General features: G+C 60.8%; 22 protein-coding genes. 10 read left to right on the forward strand and 12 right to left on the reverse strand.

Annotation, left to right across the window (positions count from 1 at the left end):
• Positions 1-4: 4 nt before the first annotated feature.
• Positions 5-1,813 (forward strand): monovalent cation:proton antiporter-2 (CPA2) family protein, encoded by a 1,809-nt coding sequence (locus tag AC0ZWN_RS25525; RefSeq protein WP_186625316.1) that lies wholly within the window; start codon positions 5-7, stop codon positions 1,811-1,813.
• A 135-nt stretch (positions 1,814-1,948) separates the two neighbouring features.
• Here AC0ZWN_RS25525 and hcnC read toward each other — a convergent pair whose 3' ends face one another.
• The 4 genes from hcnC to AC0ZWN_RS25545 form a co-directional block, all read right to left on the reverse strand.
• Positions 1,949-3,208: a cyanide-forming glycine dehydrogenase subunit HcnC gene (gene hcnC / locus AC0ZWN_RS25530; RefSeq protein ID WP_093441061.1), complete on the reverse strand. Its 1,260-nt coding sequence runs from the start codon at positions 3,206-3,208 to the stop codon at positions 1,949-1,951.
• Positions 3,201-4,610: a cyanide-forming glycine dehydrogenase subunit HcnB gene (hcnB, locus tag AC0ZWN_RS25535; protein WP_186625299.1), complete on the reverse strand. Its 1,410-nt coding sequence runs from the start codon at positions 4,608-4,610 to the stop codon at positions 3,201-3,203. Before hcnB ends, hcnC begins: the two co-directional genes overlap by 8 nt.
• On the reverse strand, positions 4,607-4,924 hold the full coding sequence (gene hcnA / locus AC0ZWN_RS25540) for a cyanide-forming glycine dehydrogenase subunit HcnA (protein WP_257355479.1): 318 nt from the start codon (positions 4,922-4,924) through the stop codon (positions 4,607-4,609). Before hcnA ends, hcnB begins: the two co-directional genes overlap by 4 nt.
• Before the next feature lie 240 nt (positions 4,925-5,164).
• The gene (locus AC0ZWN_RS25545; protein WP_476337095.1) at positions 5,165-5,704 is read right to left on the reverse strand and encodes a hypothetical protein; all 540 of its coding nucleotides are present in this window, start codon (positions 5,702-5,704) and stop codon (positions 5,165-5,167) included.
• Between AC0ZWN_RS25545 and AC0ZWN_RS25550 the strand changes: the two genes are divergently transcribed.
• Positions 5,697-5,903, forward strand: a complete 207-nt coding sequence (locus AC0ZWN_RS25550) for a hypothetical protein (RefSeq protein ID WP_476337096.1) — start codon at positions 5,697-5,699, stop codon at positions 5,901-5,903. The genes AC0ZWN_RS25545 and AC0ZWN_RS25550 overlap by 8 nt on opposite strands.
• Before the next feature lie 24 nt (positions 5,904-5,927).
• Here the strand turns inward: AC0ZWN_RS25550 and AC0ZWN_RS25555 are convergent, their stop codons facing one another.
• Complete coding sequence (locus AC0ZWN_RS25555; RefSeq protein ID WP_476337097.1) at positions 5,928-6,857, reverse strand: hypothetical protein; 930 nt, start codon at positions 6,855-6,857, stop codon at positions 5,928-5,930.
• Positions 6,858-7,164: 307 nt separating this feature from the next.
• On the opposite strand from AC0ZWN_RS25555, the gene AC0ZWN_RS25560 reads away from it, so the two are divergent.
• On the forward strand, positions 7,165-7,848 hold the full coding sequence (locus AC0ZWN_RS25560; RefSeq protein WP_007914996.1) for a response regulator transcription factor: 684 nt from the start codon (positions 7,165-7,167) through the stop codon (positions 7,846-7,848).
• On the forward strand, positions 7,826-9,220 hold the full coding sequence (locus AC0ZWN_RS25565; RefSeq protein ID WP_220556461.1) for a sensor histidine kinase: 1,395 nt from the start codon (positions 7,826-7,828) through the stop codon (positions 9,218-9,220). The genes AC0ZWN_RS25560 and AC0ZWN_RS25565 overlap by 23 nt, the downstream gene beginning before the upstream one ends.
• 129 nt (positions 9,221-9,349) lie before the next feature.
• On the opposite strand, the gene AC0ZWN_RS25570 is transcribed toward AC0ZWN_RS25565, so the two are convergent.
• Genes AC0ZWN_RS25570 through AC0ZWN_RS25580 form a run of 3 tightly spaced genes read right to left on the reverse strand, consistent with a single transcriptional unit; the run spans position 9,350 to position 11,598 of the window.
• Positions 9,350-9,760 carry an SRPBCC family protein gene (locus tag AC0ZWN_RS25570; protein ID WP_476337100.1) on the reverse strand — a complete coding sequence of 137 codons (411 nt, stop codon included), beginning with the start codon at positions 9,758-9,760 and terminating at the stop codon, positions 9,350-9,352.
• A 21-nt stretch (positions 9,761-9,781) separates the two neighbouring features.
• Positions 9,782-10,579 (reverse strand): SDR family NAD(P)-dependent oxidoreductase, encoded by a 798-nt coding sequence (locus AC0ZWN_RS25575; protein ID WP_476337101.1) that lies wholly within the window; start codon positions 10,577-10,579, stop codon positions 9,782-9,784.
• Positions 10,576-11,598 carry an aldo/keto reductase gene (locus tag AC0ZWN_RS25580; RefSeq protein WP_476337103.1) on the reverse strand — a complete coding sequence of 341 codons (1,023 nt, stop codon included), beginning with the start codon at positions 11,596-11,598 and terminating at the stop codon, positions 10,576-10,578. Before AC0ZWN_RS25580 ends, AC0ZWN_RS25575 begins: the two co-directional genes overlap by 4 nt.
• A gap of 112 nt (positions 11,599-11,710) precedes the next feature.
• On the opposite strand from AC0ZWN_RS25580, the gene AC0ZWN_RS25585 reads away from it, so the two are divergent.
• Both AC0ZWN_RS25585 and AC0ZWN_RS25590 read left to right on the forward strand, forming a co-directional pair.
• Positions 11,711-12,607, forward strand: a complete 897-nt coding sequence (locus AC0ZWN_RS25585) for a LysR substrate-binding domain-containing protein (protein WP_116254987.1) — start codon at positions 11,711-11,713, stop codon at positions 12,605-12,607.
• Between the two features lie 217 nt (positions 12,608-12,824).
• Positions 12,825-13,484 (forward strand): methyltransferase family protein, encoded by a 660-nt coding sequence (locus tag AC0ZWN_RS25590; protein ID WP_476337104.1) that lies wholly within the window; start codon positions 12,825-12,827, stop codon positions 13,482-13,484.
• Between the two features lie 126 nt (positions 13,485-13,610).
• Here AC0ZWN_RS25590 and AC0ZWN_RS25595 read toward each other — a convergent pair whose 3' ends face one another.
• Both AC0ZWN_RS25595 and AC0ZWN_RS25600 read right to left on the reverse strand, forming a co-directional pair.
• On the reverse strand, positions 13,611-14,279 hold the full coding sequence (locus tag AC0ZWN_RS25595; protein WP_476337105.1) for an HAD-IA family hydrolase: 669 nt from the start codon (positions 14,277-14,279) through the stop codon (positions 13,611-13,613).
• 78 nt (positions 14,280-14,357) lie between these two features.
• Positions 14,358-14,771, reverse strand: coding sequence for a response regulator (locus AC0ZWN_RS25600; protein ID WP_095048027.1), 414 nt, complete (start codon positions 14,769-14,771; stop codon positions 14,358-14,360).
• Positions 14,772-14,970: 199 nt separating this feature from the next.
• On the opposite strand from AC0ZWN_RS25600, the gene AC0ZWN_RS25605 reads away from it, so the two are divergent.
• Positions 14,971-15,912, forward strand: a complete 942-nt coding sequence (locus AC0ZWN_RS25605) for a class I SAM-dependent methyltransferase (RefSeq protein WP_476337107.1) — start codon at positions 14,971-14,973, stop codon at positions 15,910-15,912.
• 121 nt (positions 15,913-16,033) lie between these two features.
• Here the strand turns inward: AC0ZWN_RS25605 and AC0ZWN_RS25610 are convergent, their stop codons facing one another.
• Entirely contained in the window at positions 16,034-16,813 is a 780-nt protein-coding gene (locus tag AC0ZWN_RS25610) for a helix-turn-helix transcriptional regulator (RefSeq protein WP_476337109.1), read from the reverse strand.
• Positions 16,814-16,923: 110 nt separating this feature from the next.
• On the opposite strand from AC0ZWN_RS25610, the gene AC0ZWN_RS25615 reads away from it, so the two are divergent.
• The 3 genes from AC0ZWN_RS25615 to AC0ZWN_RS25625 all read left to right on the forward strand — a co-directional run bounded on the left by AC0ZWN_RS25615 (position 16,924) and on the right by AC0ZWN_RS25625 (position 19,802).
• Complete coding sequence (locus tag AC0ZWN_RS25615) at positions 16,924-18,039, forward strand: extracellular solute-binding protein (RefSeq protein WP_258708445.1); 1,116 nt, start codon at positions 16,924-16,926, stop codon at positions 18,037-18,039.
• Positions 18,040-18,200: 161 nt separating this feature from the next.
• The gene (locus tag AC0ZWN_RS25620) at positions 18,201-19,319 is read left to right on the forward strand and encodes a DmpA family aminopeptidase (RefSeq protein ID WP_476337111.1); all 1,119 of its coding nucleotides are present in this window, start codon (positions 18,201-18,203) and stop codon (positions 19,317-19,319) included.
• 336 nt (positions 19,320-19,655) lie between these two features.
• Positions 19,656-19,802 (forward strand): hypothetical protein, encoded by a 147-nt coding sequence (locus AC0ZWN_RS25625; RefSeq protein ID WP_476337113.1) that lies wholly within the window; start codon positions 19,656-19,658, stop codon positions 19,800-19,802.
• A 64-nt stretch (positions 19,803-19,866) separates the two neighbouring features.
• On the opposite strand, the gene AC0ZWN_RS25630 is transcribed toward AC0ZWN_RS25625, so the two are convergent.
• Positions 19,867-20,553 (reverse strand): GNAT family N-acetyltransferase, encoded by a 687-nt coding sequence (locus AC0ZWN_RS25630; RefSeq protein WP_186625276.1) that lies wholly within the window; start codon positions 20,551-20,553, stop codon positions 19,867-19,869.
• Positions 20,554-20,573 lie beyond the last annotated feature (20 nt).

Genomic DNA, 20,573 nt, shown 5'->3' on the forward strand with positions numbered 1-20,573 from the left:
CCCCATGCCCCATGAAGGCAATCTGTTGCAAGCCGCTGTCGTCTTTCTGTTCGCGGCCGTGCTCACCGTGCCTTTGGCCAAACGTCTGCAACTGGGCGCCGTGCTCGGTTATCTGTTTGCCGGGGTGATCATCGGCCCGTCGGTTTTGGGTCTGATCGGCAACCCGCAAAGCGTCGCGCATATTTCCGAACTGGGCGTGGTGTTGCTGCTGTTCATCATTGGGCTTGAGCTGTCGCCGCGACGCTTGTGGGTGATGCGCAAATCGGTGTTCGGCGTTGGTCTGGCGCAGGTGTTGCTGACGGCTTCGGTGATCGGCGTGCTGGCGCTGTCGGTGTTTGGCCAACCGCTGAACAGTGCGATCGTCCTCGGCCTTGGTCTGGCGCTGTCCTCGACGGCATTCGGTCTGCAAAGTCTGGCCGAGCGCAAGGAGCTGACCAGCCCCCATGGGCGACTGGCGTTCGCGATTCTGCTTTTTCAGGACATCGCCGCGATCCCGTTGATCGCACTGGTGCCGATGCTGGCGGGTGGTGCTCACGACACCAGTAACGCGGAAAGCCTGAACCATGCGTTGCAGGTGCTCGGCGGTATCGCCGTGGTCGTGGTTGGTGGGCGTTATCTGTTGCGTCCGGTGTTCCGCGTGGTGGCGAAAACCGGTCTGCCGGAAGTGTCGACGGCTACGGCGTTGCTGGTGGTGATCGGCACGGCGTGGTTGATGGATCTGGTCGGTGTGTCGATGGCGCTGGGGGCGTTTCTCGCCGGTCTGCTGTTGGCGGATTCGGAATATCGCCATGAACTGGAAGCGCAGATCGAGCCGTTCAAAGGTCTGCTGCTCGGGCTGTTTTTCATCAGCGTCGGCATGGGCGCCAACCTCAGCTTGCTGCTCAGCGCGCCGATCACCGTGTTGGGGCTGACGCTGCTGTTGATCGGGCTGAAACTGCCGCTGCTGTTCGTCGTCGGGCGTCTGGCCGGTGGCTTGAACAAGGTCAGTGCGATTCGCCTCGGTATCGTCTTGGCGGCGGGTGGTGAATTCGCCTTTGTGGTGTTCAAGATCGGTCGCGATCAGGGCCTGTTTGAGCCGCGTCTGTACGACCTGCTGGTGCTGACCATCACCCTGTCGATGGCGGTCACGCCGTTGTTGCTGTTGATCTGCGCGCGGCTGGTCAGCCCGAAAGTGCAGCCGGTGGAAGTGCCGGAAAAATACCGCGAGATCGACACCGACACTCCGCGTGTGGTGATCGCCGGCATGGGCCGGATGGGCCAGATCGTCGCGCGGATTCTGCGTGCGCAGAACATCAAGTTCGTCGCGCTGGACACCTCGGTGGAAACCATTGAACTGTCGCGCAGTTTTGGCGGTGTGCCGGTGTTCTACGGCGACCCGATGCGCCCGGAAATCCTCAATGCCGCCAAGGTCGGCGAGGCGGAATATTTCGTGATTGCCACGGACGATCCGGAGACCAACATCAAGACCGCCGAGGTGGTGCGCAAGCTGTATCCGCACATGAAGATCATCGCTCGGGCACGTAACCGTCAGCACGTGCACCGTTTGGTCGATGTTGGCGCGGAAGCGATTCGTGAGACTTATTATTCGAGCCTGGAAATGAGCCGGCGTACCTTGGTGGGACTTGGTTTGACCCAGGCCCAGGCCGATGCGCGGATCAAGCGCTTCAAGCATCACGACGAACAGGTGCTGGAGGCGCAACACGCGGTCTACGACGACGCCGCCAAAGTCCTGCAAACCGCCCAGGAAGCCCGGGCGGAACTGGCGCGGTTGTTTGAATCGGACCAGCTGGAAGAAGAATCCCGCAACACCTGAGCCACTCCCGATTGTTCCCACGCTCCGCGTGGGAATACAGCCCGGGACGCTCTGCGTTCCAATTCGCGAGCTGGAACGCGGAGCGTCCCTTGAGGCATTCCCACGCGGAGCGTGGGAACGATCATCTTGCCAAGGTCAGACCAGTTCCAGTTCCAGCACTTGCTTGACCGGCGCCACCTCAAAGCGGTCCGCCAGAAACGGTGTGATATCCAGCGGCAACGGTTCATCGTTGACCAGTTTGTCCAGCAACACACCGGTAATCGCCGAGGTCAGAATGCCGGTGCGGAAGTGTCCGCAGGCATTCAAATACCCTTCCACCCCGCGCATCGGCCCGAGAATCGGCAACTCATCCGGCGAACCCGGACGCAAACCCGCCCAGGTGCGTTTCAGATTGACGTCCTTGAGTTCCGGCAGGCAGCGCACCGCCCCCTGCACCAGCCCGGCGATTTCCGGGTAGGTGGTGGTGACGTCGAAGCCTTTGTCTTCGGTGGTGCTGCCAATCAGGATCTCGCCGTTGTCCTTCTGCGCCACGTAGCAGTCGCTGGTGGTCAGGCAGCCGTTGAGAATCTTCGGCATGCGCTCGGTGAGCAGAATCTGGCCCTTCACCGGTTTCACCGGGATGCGAATGCCCGTCGCCCATTCGCTCAGATCAGCCGCCCAGGCACCGCCGGCGTTGATCAGCGTCTTGCAGTGGAACACGCCCTCCTCGGCCGTCTGCACACCGGTGACGCGACTGCCGTGATGCAACACACCGGTGACGTTGGTGTTGACGAAGATGTCGACGCCGTTCTGCCGTGCACCTTCCATGTAGGCATCGGCGAGGCGGAACGGGCTGACCTGGTGATCGCAGAGAAACTCCAGTGCCCCGCGTGCTTCGTGGCTGACGCTCGGTTCAGACTCGCGTAGCGCCGCTTGGTCGAGCCAGCGCACCTGATCGGCCAGGTGCGGAATGCAGCCGACGATGTGCTCGGCGTAGAGCCGGTCTTCATCGTCGTAAATGACGAATTTCAACCCGGTCTTTTCGAACTTGAAATCCATGCCGTGGTTGTCTTTCAGCTCACGGTGCAGCGCCGGGTACAGCGCGTTGGACTGCAGGGCGAAATCGAAGAATGACTCCGGCAGAATGTGCGGCGTGCTTGCGTCCACTGCCACCGCCGCGCCCTGGGTTTCGCGCTTGCGGTTGGCCGACATCATGCGGAAGAAAATCACCCCGCAACCGAGGCCGACCGACTCACCGATCGCCCACAAACCACCGGCAGAAGCACGGGTGGCGTTGCCCGGGCGCTTGGCATCGATCAGCGCGACCTTGAGGTTTTTGCGCTTGGACAATTGATAGGCGCAGGACGCCCCGATCACGCCGCCGCCGGCAATGATCACGTCGTAGAACTTACTCATGGGCAGCGGCCTCCGTGCCAACGGACTGGAACGCGGAAAAAGGAATCGGATCAATCGGAAAACGCGGGCGCAACCAACCGACGTCCTTGCGCCCGGTAGCCTGACGCAAGCGATCGCTGCAGTAGCCGACGCACATGCGCCCCTGGCAATCGCCCATGCTTACGCGGGTGCGCATTTTCAGGCTGGCGATGTCTTGCACGCCTTGCTCCAGCGCCAGGTCGATGTCGGCGCGGGTGGCGTGCTCGCAACGGCAGATAACCGTGTCAGCGGCAGGTAATGCGGTCTGGCCGACACCGCGTTCGGTGTAACGATCCACGGCAGCGCGAAAGCGCACGATGGCTTTGAGTTTGCTCAAGTAGCGGTCGCGACGCACACGCGCCAATTCCTCCTCGAGCACGCCGCGTTGCAGGAGAATCGAGGTTGCGGCGATCTTGCCAGCAAGCATCGCCGCTTCTCCACCGCGAATCCCGCCCATGTCGCCGGCCAGATGCACGTGCGGCTCATTGCTTTGCTGCCAGACGTTGGCGTTGGCGCGCAGGTAACCGTCGTCACTGAAGCCATGATCCAGGCCCATCTGCTGACTCAGTTGGGTGCGCGGAATAAAGCCATAACCGACCGCGAGGGTCTTGGCTTCGAAGCGCTCGACGCGGCTCATGTCCGGTTCCCACGTGGCCGAGTAAGGCGCGACGCTGACGCTTTTCAGCTCGCCCTCGCCATGCGCCTCGACCACGCCCCAGCCGTAGTTCATCGAGATACCGTGCAGTTTCAGGTAGGCGAGCATGCTCAAACCATCGAGGAACAATTGCGGTTTGTTCAGCAGCGCCAGACTTTCGCGGGCAATCTTGCCGAACGCGCAAGCCTCATACACGCCCGCGACGCTGACGCCCGACGCATGCAACTGCGTCGCCACCAGCGGCAGCAACGGCCCGGTGCCGGCGATGATCACCGGCCCTTGCGGCTTGACCACGCCACTTTTGATTTGCAGTTGCAGACCGCCGAGCATGATCACCCCCGGCAACGTCCAGCCCGGAAACGGCACGCTGCGTTCATGACAACCGGCAGCCAGGAGCAATTGCGGATACTCGATCTCGTGTAACTGCTCGTCGCCATCGAGCACCACCAGCGCGCGGGTGCCTTCGGCGCCGACCACGCGATGGTTGAGGCGCACGTCGATCAGCCCGGCCTGTTCCTGAAAATCACCGTGCAGTTTGCCCAGTGCTTCGGAGTAACGCGGGCCGAGATAATCCAGTTGCACGCCATCACGCAACGGCCCGCGATAGACCACACCGCCGAGGCGCGAAGCTTCTTCGAGCAAGGTGCAGCGCACGCCGTGGCGCGCCAGTTCGATGGCCGCCGCCATCCCCGCCGGGCCGCCGCCGACGATGACCGGTTGCTGGCTCATACGATCACCTCTTGCGTGGTGATGCGGTTGACCTGGGTTTCAATCTCCATGCCGTCGCGCACCACGGTCTGACAGGCACGGCGTTTGTGCCGGCCATTGATTTTCACCAGACAGCACTGGCACACGCCCATGCCGCAATAGGCGCCGGTGATCTGGTCGTGATCGTTGCGGGCAATCTGGCGAACGCCGAGGGACTGGATAACGCTGAGGACGGTTTCGCCGATGGCGGCGGTGACCGCTTGACCGTTGATGTGGACGGTCATGTCCGCCTGCGCCAACGGCTGGATATCGAAGGTTCTTTCTTGGCAGTGCATTACTATGTTCATCCGTGAGAGTTCGGTTGAGGTGGTGTCAGCTCCTTGCTGCACTACACCGGGTCGACGCATTTATCGTGGCTGTGAGGGGCGTCGACGCAGCTACTTCGTCAGCGCAACAAGGTGCGCGTGAAGCACTGTAGTTCATGCCTCAGCAAAGGCCTGGATCATTTACGTTAGGCGATATCGCCCGGCGAAATATTGATCCAGGCCAGTGAAAGCGGCTGGATTGTCCAACGATCAGTTGGAGAAGACGTACTGCCCTTTGATCTTTTTTGCACCGAAGAAACCCAGGTCAGGAAACAGCAGGTTTTTCAGCCAAGCGACGAAAAAGACCATGGCCAACGTGATCGCTACGCCAATCACCGTGCCTATCGGATCTTCGCCATAGTCCTTGAACATACGTGGCATCTGGGTGATCGAGAGAAATACATACACGGTGTAGGCCTGCGCCACGTTGCGGTAAAAGCCCCAAGCGAACAGCAAAGGTACGACACCGGCAAACAACCCCATGCCGATGGCCCAACCGGTGCTGATCGTCAGACCGAGGAAGTAACCGCCCACCAGCCCGATCAACGCCTGGATATAGGTCAGCCCGAGCAGCACCTTTATCTTGCCGGCGTGACGATCAATCAGTTCTGGATCGGGCCACGAGCCGATCAAATACGCCAGCACCTTGTCCTTGACTGCGCCGCCGGACAACGCCTTGAAGGTTTCGGTTTTCGAGCGACCGGCGTCGAGCATCTCCCTCAACTGACGTTTGATTTCCTTCTTGTTCAACGTTTTCATCCTTAATCAGAGGTCTATCGAAATACAGCACAGCGCGGATTCTCCCCTTGTTGCCCGTCAGAAAGCAAAAAGCCGCTTCCACCCGAAGGTGGAAGCGGCCGAGGCATACGCCTCAATCAAGCAATCAGTGCACGAACAGGGCGATCAGGATGATGATCGGGATTGGCACGCCGAGGAAAAACAGCAGTAATGAGCGCATGGTGATGCTCCTTGTTTAACGGACTGGAGTGGTCGTGGTGTAGGTGTCGACTTCTACGTACTCGACGGCATCACGACGACGACCGCCGTAAGTAGCCGCGAGGCTGGCGAAGAACGCACCGGCCAACAGCGAAATGAACATCCACAGCGAGGTCCAGGCAGCGACCTTCGCAGCGGTATCGGCGGCTTGTTGAGCTTTGACTTTGGCGTCGGCGAGGGCTTTCTGAGTGCGCGCATAAATCTCGTCAACGCGGCGTTCGGCATCGGCCTGAGTCAGGTTGGTCAGTTGCGCGACCAGTTGTGCGAGGTAAGTACGGTCTTCAGCACTCAGCTGACCGTTGGCCAGGCTTTGCGCGAAGATCCGTGCCACAGCGCCATGAGCGGCGTCATCGCTGACGGAGGCCGGACGGTCATCGCGGAACAGGCTGTCGATGTAGTAGCCGTACTGGTTGCTGTCGGTGTTGGCCGCCGCAGAACCGGCTGCTTGAGTCATGGCGCTGGCAGCACCGCCAGCCACACTGGCACCGGCCTGCACACCACCACTGATCACGCTGCTGACCGAACCGACCACCAGCACTGCAGTGACCAATGTAGCCACGCACCAGGCCAGGAAACCGTGCGCGGTGTCGCGGAAATACACTTCGTCACCGTGCATGTTCGCCCACTTCACCCGCAGGCGACCGGCGATGTAGCCACCCATGCCGGAAGCGATGATTTGCGTCGCCGCCAGCCAGACTATCGTGGAAATGCCCAGGCCCTTGGCGCTGACGCCCTCTCCGGCCCACGGTGAAACGGCAGAGAAACCCAAACCGAAACCGAGCAACACCAGAATCATCGACAGTGCAGCGGCAGCCGCAGCACCGGCGAAGATCGCGCCCCAGGACACGCCCGAAACGCTGCTCGACTCTTCAACGGCGGGATAAAACCCATCAGAGGATCTATTCATTGTTGTTCTGCTCCAGGCATGAAAAATGGTGTTACAACTCGTCATCAGATGAATTGCAGTGACCGTGCCAGTCGCGAAAACTAAATAAACCTATTAATTTCAATCAGTTACAAAGAGTGAACTTACGCAAACCTTGCAAATTGCAATAATTGCCGGATAACAGCGGGTTTTATGCATTGGCCTCAAGTATCAATAGCACTCCAAATCTGCGTTTGTGACAGGTCAACATGAAAGTTAATTTAAAGCGCCAGCGCAATTTCTTGGCAAAATGCTGCCATTCCGTTTGAACCGATCAGCAGGCCTGCCTATGACTCGTATCTTGACCATCGAAGACGACGCCGTGACCGCTCGGGAAATCGTCGCCGAACTGAGCAGCCACGGGCTGGAAGTCGACTGGGTCGACAATGGTCGCGAAGGCCTCGACCGCGCCGTGAGCGGCAACTACGACCTGATCACCCTCGACCGCATGTTGCCCGAACTCGATGGCCTGGCCATCGTTACCACCCTGCGCACCATGGGCGTGGCCACGCCGATTCTGATGATCAGCGCGCTCTCCGATGTCGACGAACGCGTACGCGGCTTGCGCGCTGGCGGCGATGACTACCTGACCAAACCGTTCGCCACCGACGAGATGGCCGCACGGGTTGAAGTCCTGTTGCGTCGGCAGAACAGCGGCGCTACTCAGGCAACGACGCTGCAGGTCGCCGACCTTGAACTCGACTTGATCAGCCACGAAGCGCGCCGCGCCGAACAGGTGCTTACGCTGTTGCCGACCGAGTACAAGTTGCTCGAATTCCTGATGCGCAACAGTGGCCAGATCCTTTCGCGGATGATGATTTTCGAAGAGGTCTGGGGCTATCACTTCGACCCCGGCACCAACCTGATCGACGTGCACATCGGCCGTCTGCGCAAGAAGATCGACGCCGCCGGCCATGTGCCGCTGATCCGCACGGTACGGGGCTCGGGTTATGTCATTGCCGAACCCGTCTGACGGCTGGCGCTCCTCCAGCAGCCGATTGCTGGCGCTGTACAGTTCGCTGTTCGTGGCCTGGAGCGCGATCCTCATGGGGGTCATGTATTACGAGGTCTCCGGCTACCTCGACAACCTCGCCAAACACTCGTTGATGCAACGTCAGCACCTGTTTTCGCACTTTCGCGGCGAACAACTGGAAGACGCCCTCGCCGCCAGCATGACCTTCGACATTCGCGGCATCGACGCCTATGGCCTGTTCGACGCCAACGGCGTTTACCTCGGTGGAGCGCTCCAGCAGATCCCCGAAGGCCTGCCGCTGGACGGCAAGATCCACATGCTTGCCGAATGCGCCGACTCCGATGACCCGACCCTGCCCAATGACAGCTGCGATGCGGTGGCCACACAAACCCGCGATGGGCGCTGGCTGGTGTTGCTGCGCGACAACGGCTCGCTGTTCGCCGTCACGCGGATCATTTTGCATGCGTTGTTCTGGGGCGTGTCGCTGACGATTCTGCCGGGCATTGCCGGTTGGCATTTACTACGGCGTCGGCCGTTGCGGCGCATCCGGGCGATTCAGGCCAGCGCTCAGGCGATTGTTGCCGGCGACCTGACCCGGCGCCTGCCCCTGTCCAATCGCCGCGATGAACTGGACATGCTCGCGGCCATCGTCAATGCGATGCTGGAGCGCATCGAGCGCTTGATGAATGAAGTCAAAGGCGTCTGCGACAACATCGCCCATGATCTGCGCACGCCACTGACGCGCCTGCGCGCGCAGTTGTATCGCATGCAGCAGCAGGCTGGTGAAGGTTCGCAGGAAGCGGCGCAACTGGATCTGGTGCTCGCCGAAGCGGACACGCTGATGGCGCGGTTTCGCGGGTTGTTGCGGATTTCCGAGCTTGAGGATCGCCAGCGCCGTTCAGGTTTTGTCGAACTCGATCCGGTGCAATTGCTGGAAGAATTGCACGAGTTTTATTTGCCATTGGCCGAGGAAGGCGAGCTGCGTTTCGAGCTGAACATGCCGGAGACGCTGCCGCCACTCAATGGTGATCGGGCGTTGCTGTTCGAGGCCTTGGCCAATCTGCTGAGTAACTCGATCAAGTTCACACCACCGGGCGGCACAGTGATGCTGCGTGGGGTGAACGCAGGAGGGCAGACGCGGATTGAGGTGCACGACTCAGGGCCGGGGATTCCCGAGGCTGAGCGTGAGGCGGTGTTCCAGCGCTTCTATCGAGCCGAGGGTGGGCAACCGCAGGGTGGCTTTGGCCTCGGATTGTCGATTGTGGCGGCGATTGTCAGCTTGCATGGCTTCAGTCTTGAAGTCGGCAGCAGTGATCTGGGCGGGGCGAAACTGCTGCTCGATTGCCGGCAGAGCCTGATCGAGAATTCCTGATTCCCGACATGATCGTTCCCACGCTCTGCGTGGGAATGCCTCAAGGGACGCTCCGCGTTCCAGCTTGCGAAAGGGACGCGGAGCGTCCCGGGCTGCATTCCCGCGCAGAGCGTGGGAACGATCATCAACTCAGGTTGGGTAATTGGCTCGGAGTGCCTCGAGGCCACCCTGATAGATGCCACTGAACAACGCCACCACTTCCTCATCACTCACGCCTTTGGCGTTGAAACGCCCCGACCACGTCACGCGTGCGCCCTGCCCCTGGGCTTCGACCTTGATCGTCGCCAGGTAATCAGTCGCCGGAAACGGTGCCTGTTCGATCGAATAGCTGTAAGTCTTCGCGGCGTTATCGAACGCTTGCAGGCGCTCGACCACCACAGCGCCGTCAGCGGTTTGCAAGGTGCGCACACGGCCACCGTCGCTCAGTTCACTCTTGGGAATAAAGGGCAGCCAATCGGGCAGCGTGTTGAAGCCGCCGATCAATTGCCAGACCTGATCGGCCGAGGCCGGAATGTCGATGGTTGCGGATGCTGTTGGCATAGATAAACGTCTCTCCAGAATTCAGATAGTCAGGCTGTCGACCACGCCGCCATCGACGCGCAACGCGGCGCCGGTGGTGGCCGAGGACAGCGGCGAAGCAATGTAGGTCACCAGGTGCGCGACTTCTTCGACATCCGCCACGCGCTGGATGATCGAGGTCGGGCGGGCCTTGAGCACAAAGGCATCGGCCTCATCGCGCAGGTTGCGCCCGGATTCGGCGGCGGCATCCTTGAGCATGTCTTGCAGGCCGTCGGTGAAGGTCGGCCCCGGCAGGATCGCATTGACCGTCACCCCGGTGCCAGCCAGACGTTTGGCCAGACCGTGGGACACCGCCAGATTGGCGCTTTTGGTCACGCCGTAGTTGATCATGTCCGCTGGCGTGGCCACGCCGGATTCCGAGGACAGGAAGATCACCCGGCCCCAGCCCTGCTCGACCATCCCCGGCACGTAGTGCCGCGCCAGGCGCACGCCGGAAATCACGTTGACCTCATAGAAACGCGTCCACTCGCTGTCCGGCGCTTCGAAGAAATCCACGGCGTCGAAGATGCCGAGATTGTTCACCAGAATGTCCGCACGCGGTTCAGCGGCGAACAGCTTCTGCGCGCCCTCCGCGGTGCCCAGATCGGCAGCCAGACCACGCAACTGCGCACCCGGGACTTTCTCGCGAATACTCGCCAACGCCTGTTCAACTTTGCCCGTGTCGCGGCCGATCACCACCACCGTGGCGCCAGCTTCGGCCAGCGACTGGCTGATGCCCAAGCCGATACCAGCAGTGCTGCCGCTGACAATGGCCAGTTTTCCACTCAGATCAATCTTCATGCTTTCACCTCATCGATTGGCAATGGTGCACGTTCAGAAACCAGTTGGGCGTCGCGCATCGCCTGCCAGAAACCGGCAGGAATACTGGCCGACAATGCCGCGACGTCTTCGGCGATGCGTTGCGGTTTGCTTGCGCCGGGAATCACCGCCGCAACAGCGGGATTGGCCAGCGAGAACTGTAGCGCAGCGGCTTTGATATCAACGTTGTAAGCGGCGGCGATGCGTTTGATCTGCTCGACCTTGGCGATGACTTCAGGGCTGGCCTGCTGGTATTCGAAGTGCGAGCCGCCCGCGAGGATTCCCGAGCTATAAGGGCCACCGACGACGATTTCAACGTTCTGCGCCAGCGCTGCATCCATCAGGCGTTGCAACGGGCGTTCGTGGTCGAGCAGCGTGTAGCGGCCAGCCAACAGGAAACCATCCGGCTGCGCTTCGCTGAGGTCGAGGGTCAGTTCGCACGGCTCGACTTTGTTCACGCCCAGGCCCCAGGCCTTGATCACGCCTTCTTCACGCAAGCGGGTCAGCACTTTGAATGCACCAGTGCGGGCCTGATTGAAGTACTCCAGCCATTGATCGCCGTAGAAGTCTTGAGCGATGTCGTGCACCCAGACGATGTCGAGGCGATCGGTTTGCAGACGCTTGAGGCTGTCTTCGATCGAACGCATAGTCGCGTCGGCGCTGTAGTCGTTGACGATCTTGTTCGGCCGACCGTGTTCGAACACCCCGCTCTTCTCGCCGAGATCGCGGGCGGCGGCGTCTTCGATTTCATCGAGAATCACCCGGCCGACCTTGCTGCTCAGCAAGTAATCGTCGCGCTTGTATTGCTTGAGTGCCTCACCAAGGCGGATCTCCGACAGCCCCGAACCGTAAAACGGCGCGGTGTCGAAGTAGCGCACACCGGCATCCCAGGCGGCATGCACAGTGGCCTGCGCTTCTTCTTCGGGGATGGCGCGAAACATGTTGCCCAGCGGCGCGGTGCCGAAGCCCAGTTGCCCGGGCAGTTTGTCTTTCAAGCTCATTGGACTGTCCTCATACATTCTTGGTCGGTGTGACCGTTGAGCAGATCCTAGATTGCGCCACCGAGACCGTCCAAGACATAATCTGCAGCACTTGAGTCCCTATAGGTCTGACATGATCGACATCCGCCAATTGCGCTACTTCGTTGTAGTCGCCGAGGAAGAACACGTCGGCCGCGCCGCCGAACGGCTGCATATTTCTCAGTCGCCACTGAGCCGGCAGATCGCCCAGCTCGAAGAACGCCTGGGCCTGACGCTGTTCGAGCGCAGCCAGCAACGCATTCGCCTGACCCGTGATGGCCAGACCTTCCTCGCCGAAACCCGCGCCCTGCTCACCCACGCCAATCGCCTGGAATCCCTCGGCAAGCGCCTTGGCCGTGGCGAAGAAGGCGGTTTGTGCATCGGCTATATCGAAAACGCCATGCACGCCGGGGTTCTGCCCAATGCCTTGCGTGTGTTACGCGTGGACCGGCCGAATGTGCATGTCGCGCTGTACAACCTCAGTTCTGCCGAGCAATTGGAGGGCTTGCGACAGCGTAGTCTCGATATCGCGTTGGTGAGCGAGCCGCCGACCGATGACGATCCGGATCTGCTGAGTTTCCAGGTGCTCGATGACCCGATGCTGCTGGCGTTGCCGGAGCAGCATCCGCTGGCGCAGCGAGCTGCGTTGAACCCGGAGGATCTGGCCAATCAGGAATGGATAGGCGTGCAGCCGCGTCAGGACGCCAACGATGAGTTCGTCAGCGCCTGCATCCGCGCGGGATTCACCCCGGATGTGCGCATGCAGGCGACCGAACCGTTTACTGCGCTGGGTCTGGTGGCGTCGGGGCTGGGGATTGCGATGATCCAGAAAGGCCTGAGCCATAACGCACCGCCGGGCGTAGTGCTGCGGGAGCTGCCGTGGCTGACCTTGACCACGCCATTGTGGGCGGCGTGGCACCGGATCAACTTGCGGCCATTGGTCGAGACCTTCCGCAAAGTCCTGACTGACGGTGAGATAGCCGCTGACTGACAGGGCCTCTTCGCGAGCAAGCTCGCTCCCACAGGAATTCGTGTCGTTCACAGATTGAAATCTACCCCATAACCTGTGGGAGTGAGCCTGCTCGCGAAGGGGCCGGCACATCCAGGATCAAAATTGACTGACCCAACGCTTTCGCGAGCAGGCTCGCTCCCACAGGTTTTGCGGTGGATCTACACTCATCAGATCAGCATCCAGCCGTGAGTTGACCATGAGAATGTCCGCACAAATGACCGTCGTTGCGGTACTCGCCACACTTGCCTACCTCGGACTGGCGGTGTGGGGCATTGGCGGCGTGGCGATGTTCTTTTCCCACGGTTCGCTGGTGATCGTCGCACTGGCGACGGTGGCCATGGTGATTGCTTCGCTGTTCAGTGAGGTCAACCTCAGCTCTGGCGAACGTGAAGACCGCGCCAATCGCTGGGTGATTCCGGCGTTTGGGGTGATCGGGCTGCTCAGTGGTTTTCTGCCGGCCTATTGCGACCAGGTGAATTTCTGGACGCTGGGCGGTGAAGGCGTGCGTTGGCTCGGTGCTCTGTTGTTTATCGTCGGCGGCACACTGCGGTTGTGGCCGGTGTTTGTGCTGGGACGACGTTTCAGCGGACTGGTGGCGATTCAACCGGGGCACCGATTGGTCACCGATGGCATTTACCAACGGCTGCGCAATCCGAGTTATCTGGGGTTGGTGATCAATGCCGTGGGCTGGGCATTGGCGTTTCGTTCGGTGGTCGGGTTGATGCTGGCGGCGCTGACGTTGATCCCGTTGATTGCCCGGATTCATTCGGAAGAAGCCCTGCTGCGGGCGCAGTTTGGCGCGGAGTACGACGCTTATTGCGCACGGAGCTGGCGGTTGGTGCCGGGGGTTTATTGATTTTCGAACTCACTCAGGATCCTGTGGGAGCGAGCTTGCTCGCGAAGACGGCGGCACAGTCACTATTGATGGTGGCTGACCCATCGCTTTCGCGAGCAAGCTCGCTCCCACAGGGATTTCGGGGTGTCAGTTTTTTTGCAGGTGGAGTTGACCGTCGCTATCGATCTTGACGCTGATCGCAGCATAACTGGCCAACGTCGCATGGGTGGTTTCCAGCGGATGCTGATGCGTGGTGGTGATGATCATCAACGCCGCGCCAGCCGCTTCGGCAGCCTGAATACCAACGGTGGCGTCTTCGAAGATAAGACAATCACGAGGCTCCAGACCCAGTCGCTTGGCCGCCAGTAAATAGCCGGCCGGATCAGGTTTGCCAGCCTTCACATCTTCCGCGGTGATCATCACCGCAGGCTCTGGAATCCCCGCCGCCGCCATGCGCCGCAACGCCAGATCCCGTGGCGCCGACGTCACCATCGCCCAGCGATCTTTGGGCAGGCTATTGAGAAATCTCGCCGCGCCGGGTATCTCGACAATGCCTTCAACGTCTTCGATTTCCGCCTCGGTGATGAACGCCGCTTGCGCCTCGGCATCCACCCCCGGCAGGTTCAGCCGGGTGATGGTGTCGATCGCGCGCACACCATGAATGGTCGGCAAAAACGTTTCCACATCGACGCCATGGCGCACGGCCCAGGCTGCCCAGATCCGCTCGGCGGCGGCGATGGAGTTAAGGACGGTGCCGTCCATGTCGAACAGAAACGCGCCGAACGCGCGATCGAAGACGTTATCGTGAGCAGACAAAAGATCGCATCCTTTGACAAGACTGGGCGGATTGGCCGGGCAATGTAGCATTTTTGCCCGGCGATTCGTCCCGGCATCTCAGTGCAGGCGCGGAGCCTTGGACTTGAACGCGCTATCCACGCAGTCGAGTAACTGGCCGATGGCCCACGGCTTCTTGATGAACGCCACCGGGTGCTTGACCCCCGATGTCTCCGGGGTTTCATAGCCGGACATGACCATGACCGGCTTGTCCGGCCAGCGTTCGCCGACCAGATTGGCCAACCCGGCGCCATTGATTTCGCCGGGCATGGTGATGTCGGTCAGCAGCAAGGCCACTTCCGGCGCGTGCTCTTCCAGATACAGCTTGGCGTCATCCGCGCTGGTACGTGGCTCGACTTTGAAACCTTCCTCCTGAAGAATTTCGCAGAGAAACTCCAGAATCAACGGATCATCCTCAACCACCAGAATCAATCCGTCAGGAAGGTGCGCGCTCGCCGTAGGTATTGGGCACATGGAACTGCACTCCCTGAATTGCATTAACGATTTAGCGGCTTGAATCCGCTGCTTAACTGGTATGAGCAGCGGGCTCTGCAGAAATTCATTTTTGATACAGGTCTTTTGCGAAAGGCCGTTTTTGCCCGTCGCCGGCAATCGTTCATGACGGCGTATTTGTGGTTAAAATGCCGGCCCTTTTGCTTGCCGATCCTGACCGATGAACCCTGAAGCCCTCGCCACCCTCCATGCCCATCTGCTGCCGGCCCTCGCGGCTGCACCGAGCGAAACCCGTCGCCTGTTCCACGGGCGCGGACGCTGCTGGGCCGGGCTGGAGCAGTTGACGGTGGACTGGCTGCAAGGCGTGGTGCTGGTGTCGCTGTTCAAGGAGCCGGCGCCTGAGCAACTGGACGATCTCAAGGCGTTGCTGATGGAACTCACCGGTTCCGCCGAATGGAAACAGTCCGGCGCCCACACGTTGCTGATCCAGCATCGCTATTTGCCGCAGAGCACCGCCGAATGGCTGCTGGGTGAAGAGATCGACGAAATGAGCATCGTCGAGGGCGGCTTGCAGTATCGCGTCGATCTGGGCCGCAAACAGAACGCCGGGCTGTTTCTCGACATGCGTTACGGGCGCAACTGGGTGCGCGAGCAGGCCAACGGCAAACGTGTGCTCAATCTGTTTGCCTACACCTGCGGTTTTTCCGTGGCGGCCATCGATGGCGGCGCCAGTCATGTGGTCAACCTGGACATGTCCCGCGCGGCCCTGAGCCGTGGCCGCGACAATCATCGCTTGAACGGCCATGACCTGAGCAAAGTCAGTTTCCTCGGCCACGACCTGTTCAAGTCCTGGGGCAAGGTGATCAACAGCGGCCCGTATGATCTGGTGATCATCGATCCGCCGTCGTTCCAGAAAGGCAGTTTCCTGCTGACCAAGGATTACCAGCGCGTGCTGCGCCGCTTGCCGGAATTGCTCACCGCCAACGGCACCGTGCTGGCGTGCATGAATGATCCGGCGTTTGGTTCGGATTTTCTGATTGAGGGCGTGACACAGGAAGCGCCGAGTCTGCGCTTTGTAGAGCGACTGGAGAACCCGCCGGAGTTTCCAGACATAGATCCTGAAAGCGGTCTCAAGGCCCTGATCTTCCAGCGCACTATCTGACACCCCGAAGATCCCTTGTAGGAGTGAGCCTGCTCGCGATAGCGGTCTATCAGTCAAATAGGTGATATCTGACACACCGCTATCGCGAGCAGGCTCACTCCTACAGGGGGATTGTGTTGGGTCAGGGAGTTGGTGGGCGCAGCACCAAAGCAAACAACTCGCCATGCCCGGTGACATTGAGCTTGTGATAAAGATTGCGCCGATGCACCTTGACCGTCTCCGGCGAAATGCCCATCTGCTGGGCCATCGCCTTGCTGGAAAAGCCCTGCAAAATCAGCCGCGCCGTATCGACCTCGCGCACCGTCAGCCGCGCGTCGAAGCGATCGAGCAATGCCGCCAGATCACCGACCACCGCTTCCGCCGCCGCGCCCTGCGGCGGCAGCAACTGCACATGCCGACGCATTGCCGCCAACACCCAATCGCGCACGCACAGCAACCGGCCCTGCTCGGCCATGTCGAACGGCGTCGAACGGCCCAATGACAAACCGAGCACGCCGCCCTCGACGTTGATCATGAACTGCAACTCGTCCTCGCCCACCACCGAACGAAAGTAACTCTGGTAGTACTCGCTGTGCAGAAACTGGTCCGGCGCCACCGAGGCGAGGCTGTGCAAACCATCAGCAATGCCGGTCGAGGCGCTCTGGTAAAACGGATCGAGCAGGTACATCCCGGCACTGTAACCGGCCAGTTCTTCCTGCTCGTCGGGGCGGCCCTTGCTGTCGAAGTCGATCAGCAATTGCGGCGCCTGCCCGGCTTTCATCAGCGCCACCAGCGCGTTGTCCAGCGGCACCAGCAGCCGCAACGTGTCCACCAGCGCACGCCAGAAACCGTCCTGACCGACACTGGCAAATACCCGCGCCAGGCTCTGATGCACTGGCAGTTCCTGCAGCAACGCGTCCAAGCACTACCCCTTTTGAGTAACCCATGATGGGAATGGGTCAGGCGTGACCAGCCCGATAGGCTGACCACTCCTGTTCATCACCGGCCTGCACAGGCCAGGAGTGCCGCATCATGCGTGGTCACCGTGGCTGTATCAACCTCAGCATTCAACTGGGCCTGCTGGCCGGTATTGGCGCCAGCTCGATCGCCATGGCCGCTGACGCGCCGAGCGTGCACGTCTACAACTGGTACGACTACATCGGCCCGAACACCCTCCACGATTTCCAGCGCGACAGCGGTATCCAGCCGGTCTACGACACCTTCGACAGTGCCGAAGTCCTCGAAGGCAAATTGATGACCAGCCGCAGCGGCTACGATGTGGTGGTGGCAAGCAACTTCAGCCTGCCGACGCTGATCAAGGCCGGCGCCCTGGCCCCGCTGCCACGCGAGCAACTGCCGGGCTGGAAGAATCTTGATGCCGATTTGTTGGCAAAACTGGCCAACAACGATCCCGGCAATCAATACGCCGTGCCGTATCTGTGGGGCACCAACGGCATCGGCTACAACGTCGACAAAGTACGCGCGGCGCTGGGCGACAAGGCGCCGGTGGATTCGTGGGATCTGGTGTTCAACGAAGCCAACCTCGCCAAGCTCGGCCAGTGCGGCGTGGCGATGCTCGATTCGCCGTCGGAGATGCTGCCGGTCGCCCTGCACTATCTCGGCTTGCCACCCAACAGCACCGATCCCGAAGACTATAAAAAAGCCGAAGCGCTACTGCTGAAACTGCGCCCGCACATCGCCTATTTCAACTCGTCGAAATTCATCAGCGACCTGTCCAACGGCAACATTTGCGTGGCAGTCGGTTGGTCGGGCGCGATGCTGGAAGCCAAGACCAATGCCGAGCAGGCCAACAACGGCGTGAAGATCGCCTACAGCCTGCCCAAGGAAGGCGCGCCGGTGTGGTTCGACACGTTGGTGCTGCTCAAGGACGCGCCGAATCGGCCCCAAGGGCTGGCGTTTATCGACTATCTGCTGCGCCCCGAAGTGATCGCGCCGGTCAGTGATCATCTGTCGTACCCCAATGGCAATCGCGCCGCGACAGCGCTGGTGGCCGCCGCCACGCGGGACAACCCGGCGGTTTATCCATCGGCCACGGCGATGGCCACGCTGTACACCCTTGAACCCCTGCCCAAAGCCACCGAACGGGTGCGCACGCGGGTGTGGAGCAAGGTCAAGAACGGCCAGTAACCCGTTTTTGAACATTTCACCAAACCCTGTGGGAGCGAGCTTGCTCGCGAACGCGGTGGGTCAGTCGACATCAATGTTGGATGTCGGATTGCCTTCGCGAGCAAGCTCGCTCCCACAGGGGTCGGCGAATAACCCCGCATTTTTTAGAGAGACAGAAATCAATGAAACCTCGTGCCCGTGACCTCAACATCCGCATCGGTCAACTGCATCCTGGCCCGCTCAACGCCATCACTGATGTACCCGGCGTACGCGTCGGCCACAGCAATGTGCGCGGACGCAGCCGCGCCGGACGGGATATCTGCACCGGCGTGACGCTGATCGAACCGCGTCAGGGTTCGACCAATCAGCAACCGTGTTTTGCTGGCGTGCATGTGCTCAACGGCAATGGTGACGCCACCGGGCTTGAATGGATTCGCGAGGCGGGTCTGCTGACCAGCCCGATTGCCTTCACCAACACCCACAGCCTCGGTGTGGTGCGCGATGCCTTGGTTGCATTGGATCGCCAGCAGCAACCCGACGACGGCCGTCTCTACTGGAACATGCCAGTGGTGCTGGAGACCTTTGACGGCCTGCTCAACGATATCAACGGTTTTCACGTGCAGCCCGCGCATGTGGCTGAAGCCCTGAAAAACGCGGTCGACGGCCCGGTGGTGGAAGGTGCCATCGGCGGTGGCAGCGGCATGATCTGCCATGAATTCAAGGGTGGCATAGGTACATCGTCGCGGCGTTTGAGCAGTGCCCAGGGCGGCTGGACCGTCGGCGCGATCGTCCAGGCCAACCACGGCATTCGCAGCGAACTGCGGGTCGATGGCTACCCGGTCGGGCGTTACATGGAACAGAAAGATTCGCCGTTCTTGCGCGCCTCATTGCCGCATCCGGGCATGGGTTCGATCGTCGTCTGCCTGGCGACCAATGCGCCTCTGTTGCCCCACCAGTGCACACGCCTGGCACAGCGCGCGAGCCTCGGCCTGGCGCGCACCGGCGGCGGCAACGAGGATCATAGCGGCGACATCTTCATCGCCTTCGCCACCGGCAACGCTCATGTGCCACCGGCGGCGTACGAAGGCAAAGGCGCGCCGACCTGCGACGGCTTGCGCATGGTCAACAATGACCATATCAGCGAGTTGTTCCTGGCCGCGACCGAGGCGGTTGAGGAAGCGATCATCAATGCCTTGCTGGCCAGTGACAGCACCGAAGGCAACGGTCACTCGGTGCCGGGACTGGATGCCGAAACCCTGCTCGCCGCCCTCGAAAAATCAGGCTGGCCTGGCGCCCGTTGACAGCGCTTTTCCCCTGTAGGAGTGAGCCTGCTCGCGAGCGCGGTTTGTCAGTCGAAGTAGATCTGACTGACCCACCGCGCTCGCGAGCAGGCTCGCTCCCACAAAGGGTTACATCAATATTTGTGAAAGGCTCCCGCGCCGCAGTCCGCGCGACTGGCGGTACTTGAGCCATCACTTGCGCACTCCTACGATGGAATCACGCAGTGGCTCCGCTCTTCGGGCGCTGCGTAGGCACGGGTGCTCTGAACCCCAATCAAGCCCGTGCCTTGCTTCATGCGCATCTTGAGCCTCGAGGGCTCTACTTCCTCCCCATCAAAGAGCTTTGAGGCTCTTTTTTTGTCTGCGCAAATCAGTCGCCCGGCGCCTGATCGGCGTGAATCGAGCGCCATGCTGCCCTTCACGCGCCCCCGTCAACCCGTTCACGACACCGAGGGCAAGCACGTGTTCACGGCGCGGATCACCATGAACGTCAAACTCGGCTGAATGACGCGCACAAAAAAGCCCTTGCTGCGCGATTCACAGCAAGGGCTTTTTCGCCGAAGCGAGGTCAGTGCACGGTCAGGCGCTGGCGGACAAACTCCTCGACATGGCGAGTGGTCTGATCAAGGTGCCGGTCGCGCTGTTTCTCGGCATCGAGCATCGCCCGTTTGCCATTTTTCTGCAGCAGGTACGTGTGGATCTGCTGCACTTCCAGCGAGCGGTAAATCGGCGTGGTGTCGATAAACCCGCGCAAGCCATTGCTGCGGTAATGCCGGGTACTCATCAACACCTGGGTTTCACGCTGGCCAATCACCTCAAAGCCCAACGCTTCGAAGTACGGGACTTTGCCGATCGTGCAGGCCAGCTCCGCATGGGGATAACGCCCGACCATCTCACCGATCATCGCCCGCGCCACGCCCTGGCGCCGATGCCCTTCGCGCACCGCCATGTAGGCCACGCTGCAGGCTTCCCAGTCGCCCTGCACCGGCAGGTACAACAGAAAACCGATCACTTGCTCCGGATCATCCTCGTCGGTGGCCACCAGCAACTCCACGTCGATACCCTTCTCGCCATTCAACGCTTCCAGATACAGATGCACCTCATAACCGACCGCGTACTGATAGACGTTGTACAGCAGGTTGCTCGGGCCGAGGCCGACCGCGCTGATGTCGGTCAGGTAGTCGACGACCATCTGCAGGATCTGGCTGTTGACGGCCTCGGGGCATGGGGATTTGTAGTGGGTGATGCGTGGCATGACGAACTCCGACGGTAAAA

Source organism: Pseudomonas sp. 3B-A001-10F (genome assembly GCF_056313565.1).

Excerpts from the sequence above, each read along its gene's own strand:
- AC0ZWN_RS25525 (WP_186625316.1), top strand. The coding sequence starts at position 5 with ATGCCCCATGAAGGCAATCTGTTGCAAGCCGCTGTCGTCTTTCTGTTC.
- hcnC (WP_093441061.1), bottom strand. The coding sequence starts at position 3,208 with ATGAGTAAGTTCTACGACGTGATCATTGCCGGCGGCGGCGTGATCGGG.
- hcnB (WP_186625299.1), bottom strand. The coding sequence starts at position 4,610 with ATGAGCCAGCAACCGGTCATCGTCGGCGGCGGCCCGGCGGGGATGGCG.
- hcnA (WP_257355479.1), bottom strand. The coding sequence starts at position 4,924 with ATGCACTGCCAAGAAAGAACCTTCGATATCCAGCCGTTGGCGCAGGCG.
- AC0ZWN_RS25555 (WP_476337097.1), bottom strand. The coding sequence starts at position 6,857 with ATGAATAGATCCTCTGATGGGTTTTATCCCGCCGTTGAAGAGTCGAGC.
- AC0ZWN_RS25560 (WP_007914996.1), top strand. The coding sequence starts at position 7,165 with ATGACTCGTATCTTGACCATCGAAGACGACGCCGTGACCGCTCGGGAA.
- AC0ZWN_RS25565 (WP_220556461.1), top strand. The coding sequence starts at position 7,826 with ATGTCATTGCCGAACCCGTCTGACGGCTGGCGCTCCTCCAGCAGCCGA.
- AC0ZWN_RS25570 (WP_476337100.1), bottom strand. The coding sequence starts at position 9,760 with ATGCCAACAGCATCCGCAACCATCGACATTCCGGCCTCGGCCGATCAG.
- AC0ZWN_RS25575 (WP_476337101.1), bottom strand. The coding sequence starts at position 10,579 with ATGAAGATTGATCTGAGTGGAAAACTGGCCATTGTCAGCGGCAGCACT.
- AC0ZWN_RS25580 (WP_476337103.1), bottom strand. The coding sequence starts at position 11,598 with ATGAGCTTGAAAGACAAACTGCCCGGGCAACTGGGCTTCGGCACCGCG.
- AC0ZWN_RS25585 (WP_116254987.1), top strand. The coding sequence starts at position 11,711 with ATGATCGACATCCGCCAATTGCGCTACTTCGTTGTAGTCGCCGAGGAA.
- AC0ZWN_RS25590 (WP_476337104.1), top strand. The coding sequence starts at position 12,825 with ATGAGAATGTCCGCACAAATGACCGTCGTTGCGGTACTCGCCACACTT.
- AC0ZWN_RS25600 (WP_095048027.1), bottom strand. The coding sequence starts at position 14,771 with ATGTGCCCAATACCTACGGCGAGCGCGCACCTTCCTGACGGATTGATT.
- AC0ZWN_RS25605 (WP_476337107.1), top strand. The coding sequence starts at position 14,971 with ATGAACCCTGAAGCCCTCGCCACCCTCCATGCCCATCTGCTGCCGGCC.
- AC0ZWN_RS25615 (WP_258708445.1), top strand. The coding sequence starts at position 16,924 with ATGCGTGGTCACCGTGGCTGTATCAACCTCAGCATTCAACTGGGCCTG.
- AC0ZWN_RS25620 (WP_476337111.1), top strand. The coding sequence starts at position 18,201 with ATGAAACCTCGTGCCCGTGACCTCAACATCCGCATCGGTCAACTGCAT.
- AC0ZWN_RS25630 (WP_186625276.1), bottom strand. The coding sequence starts at position 20,553 with ATGCCACGCATCACCCACTACAAATCCCCATGCCCCGAGGCCGTCAAC.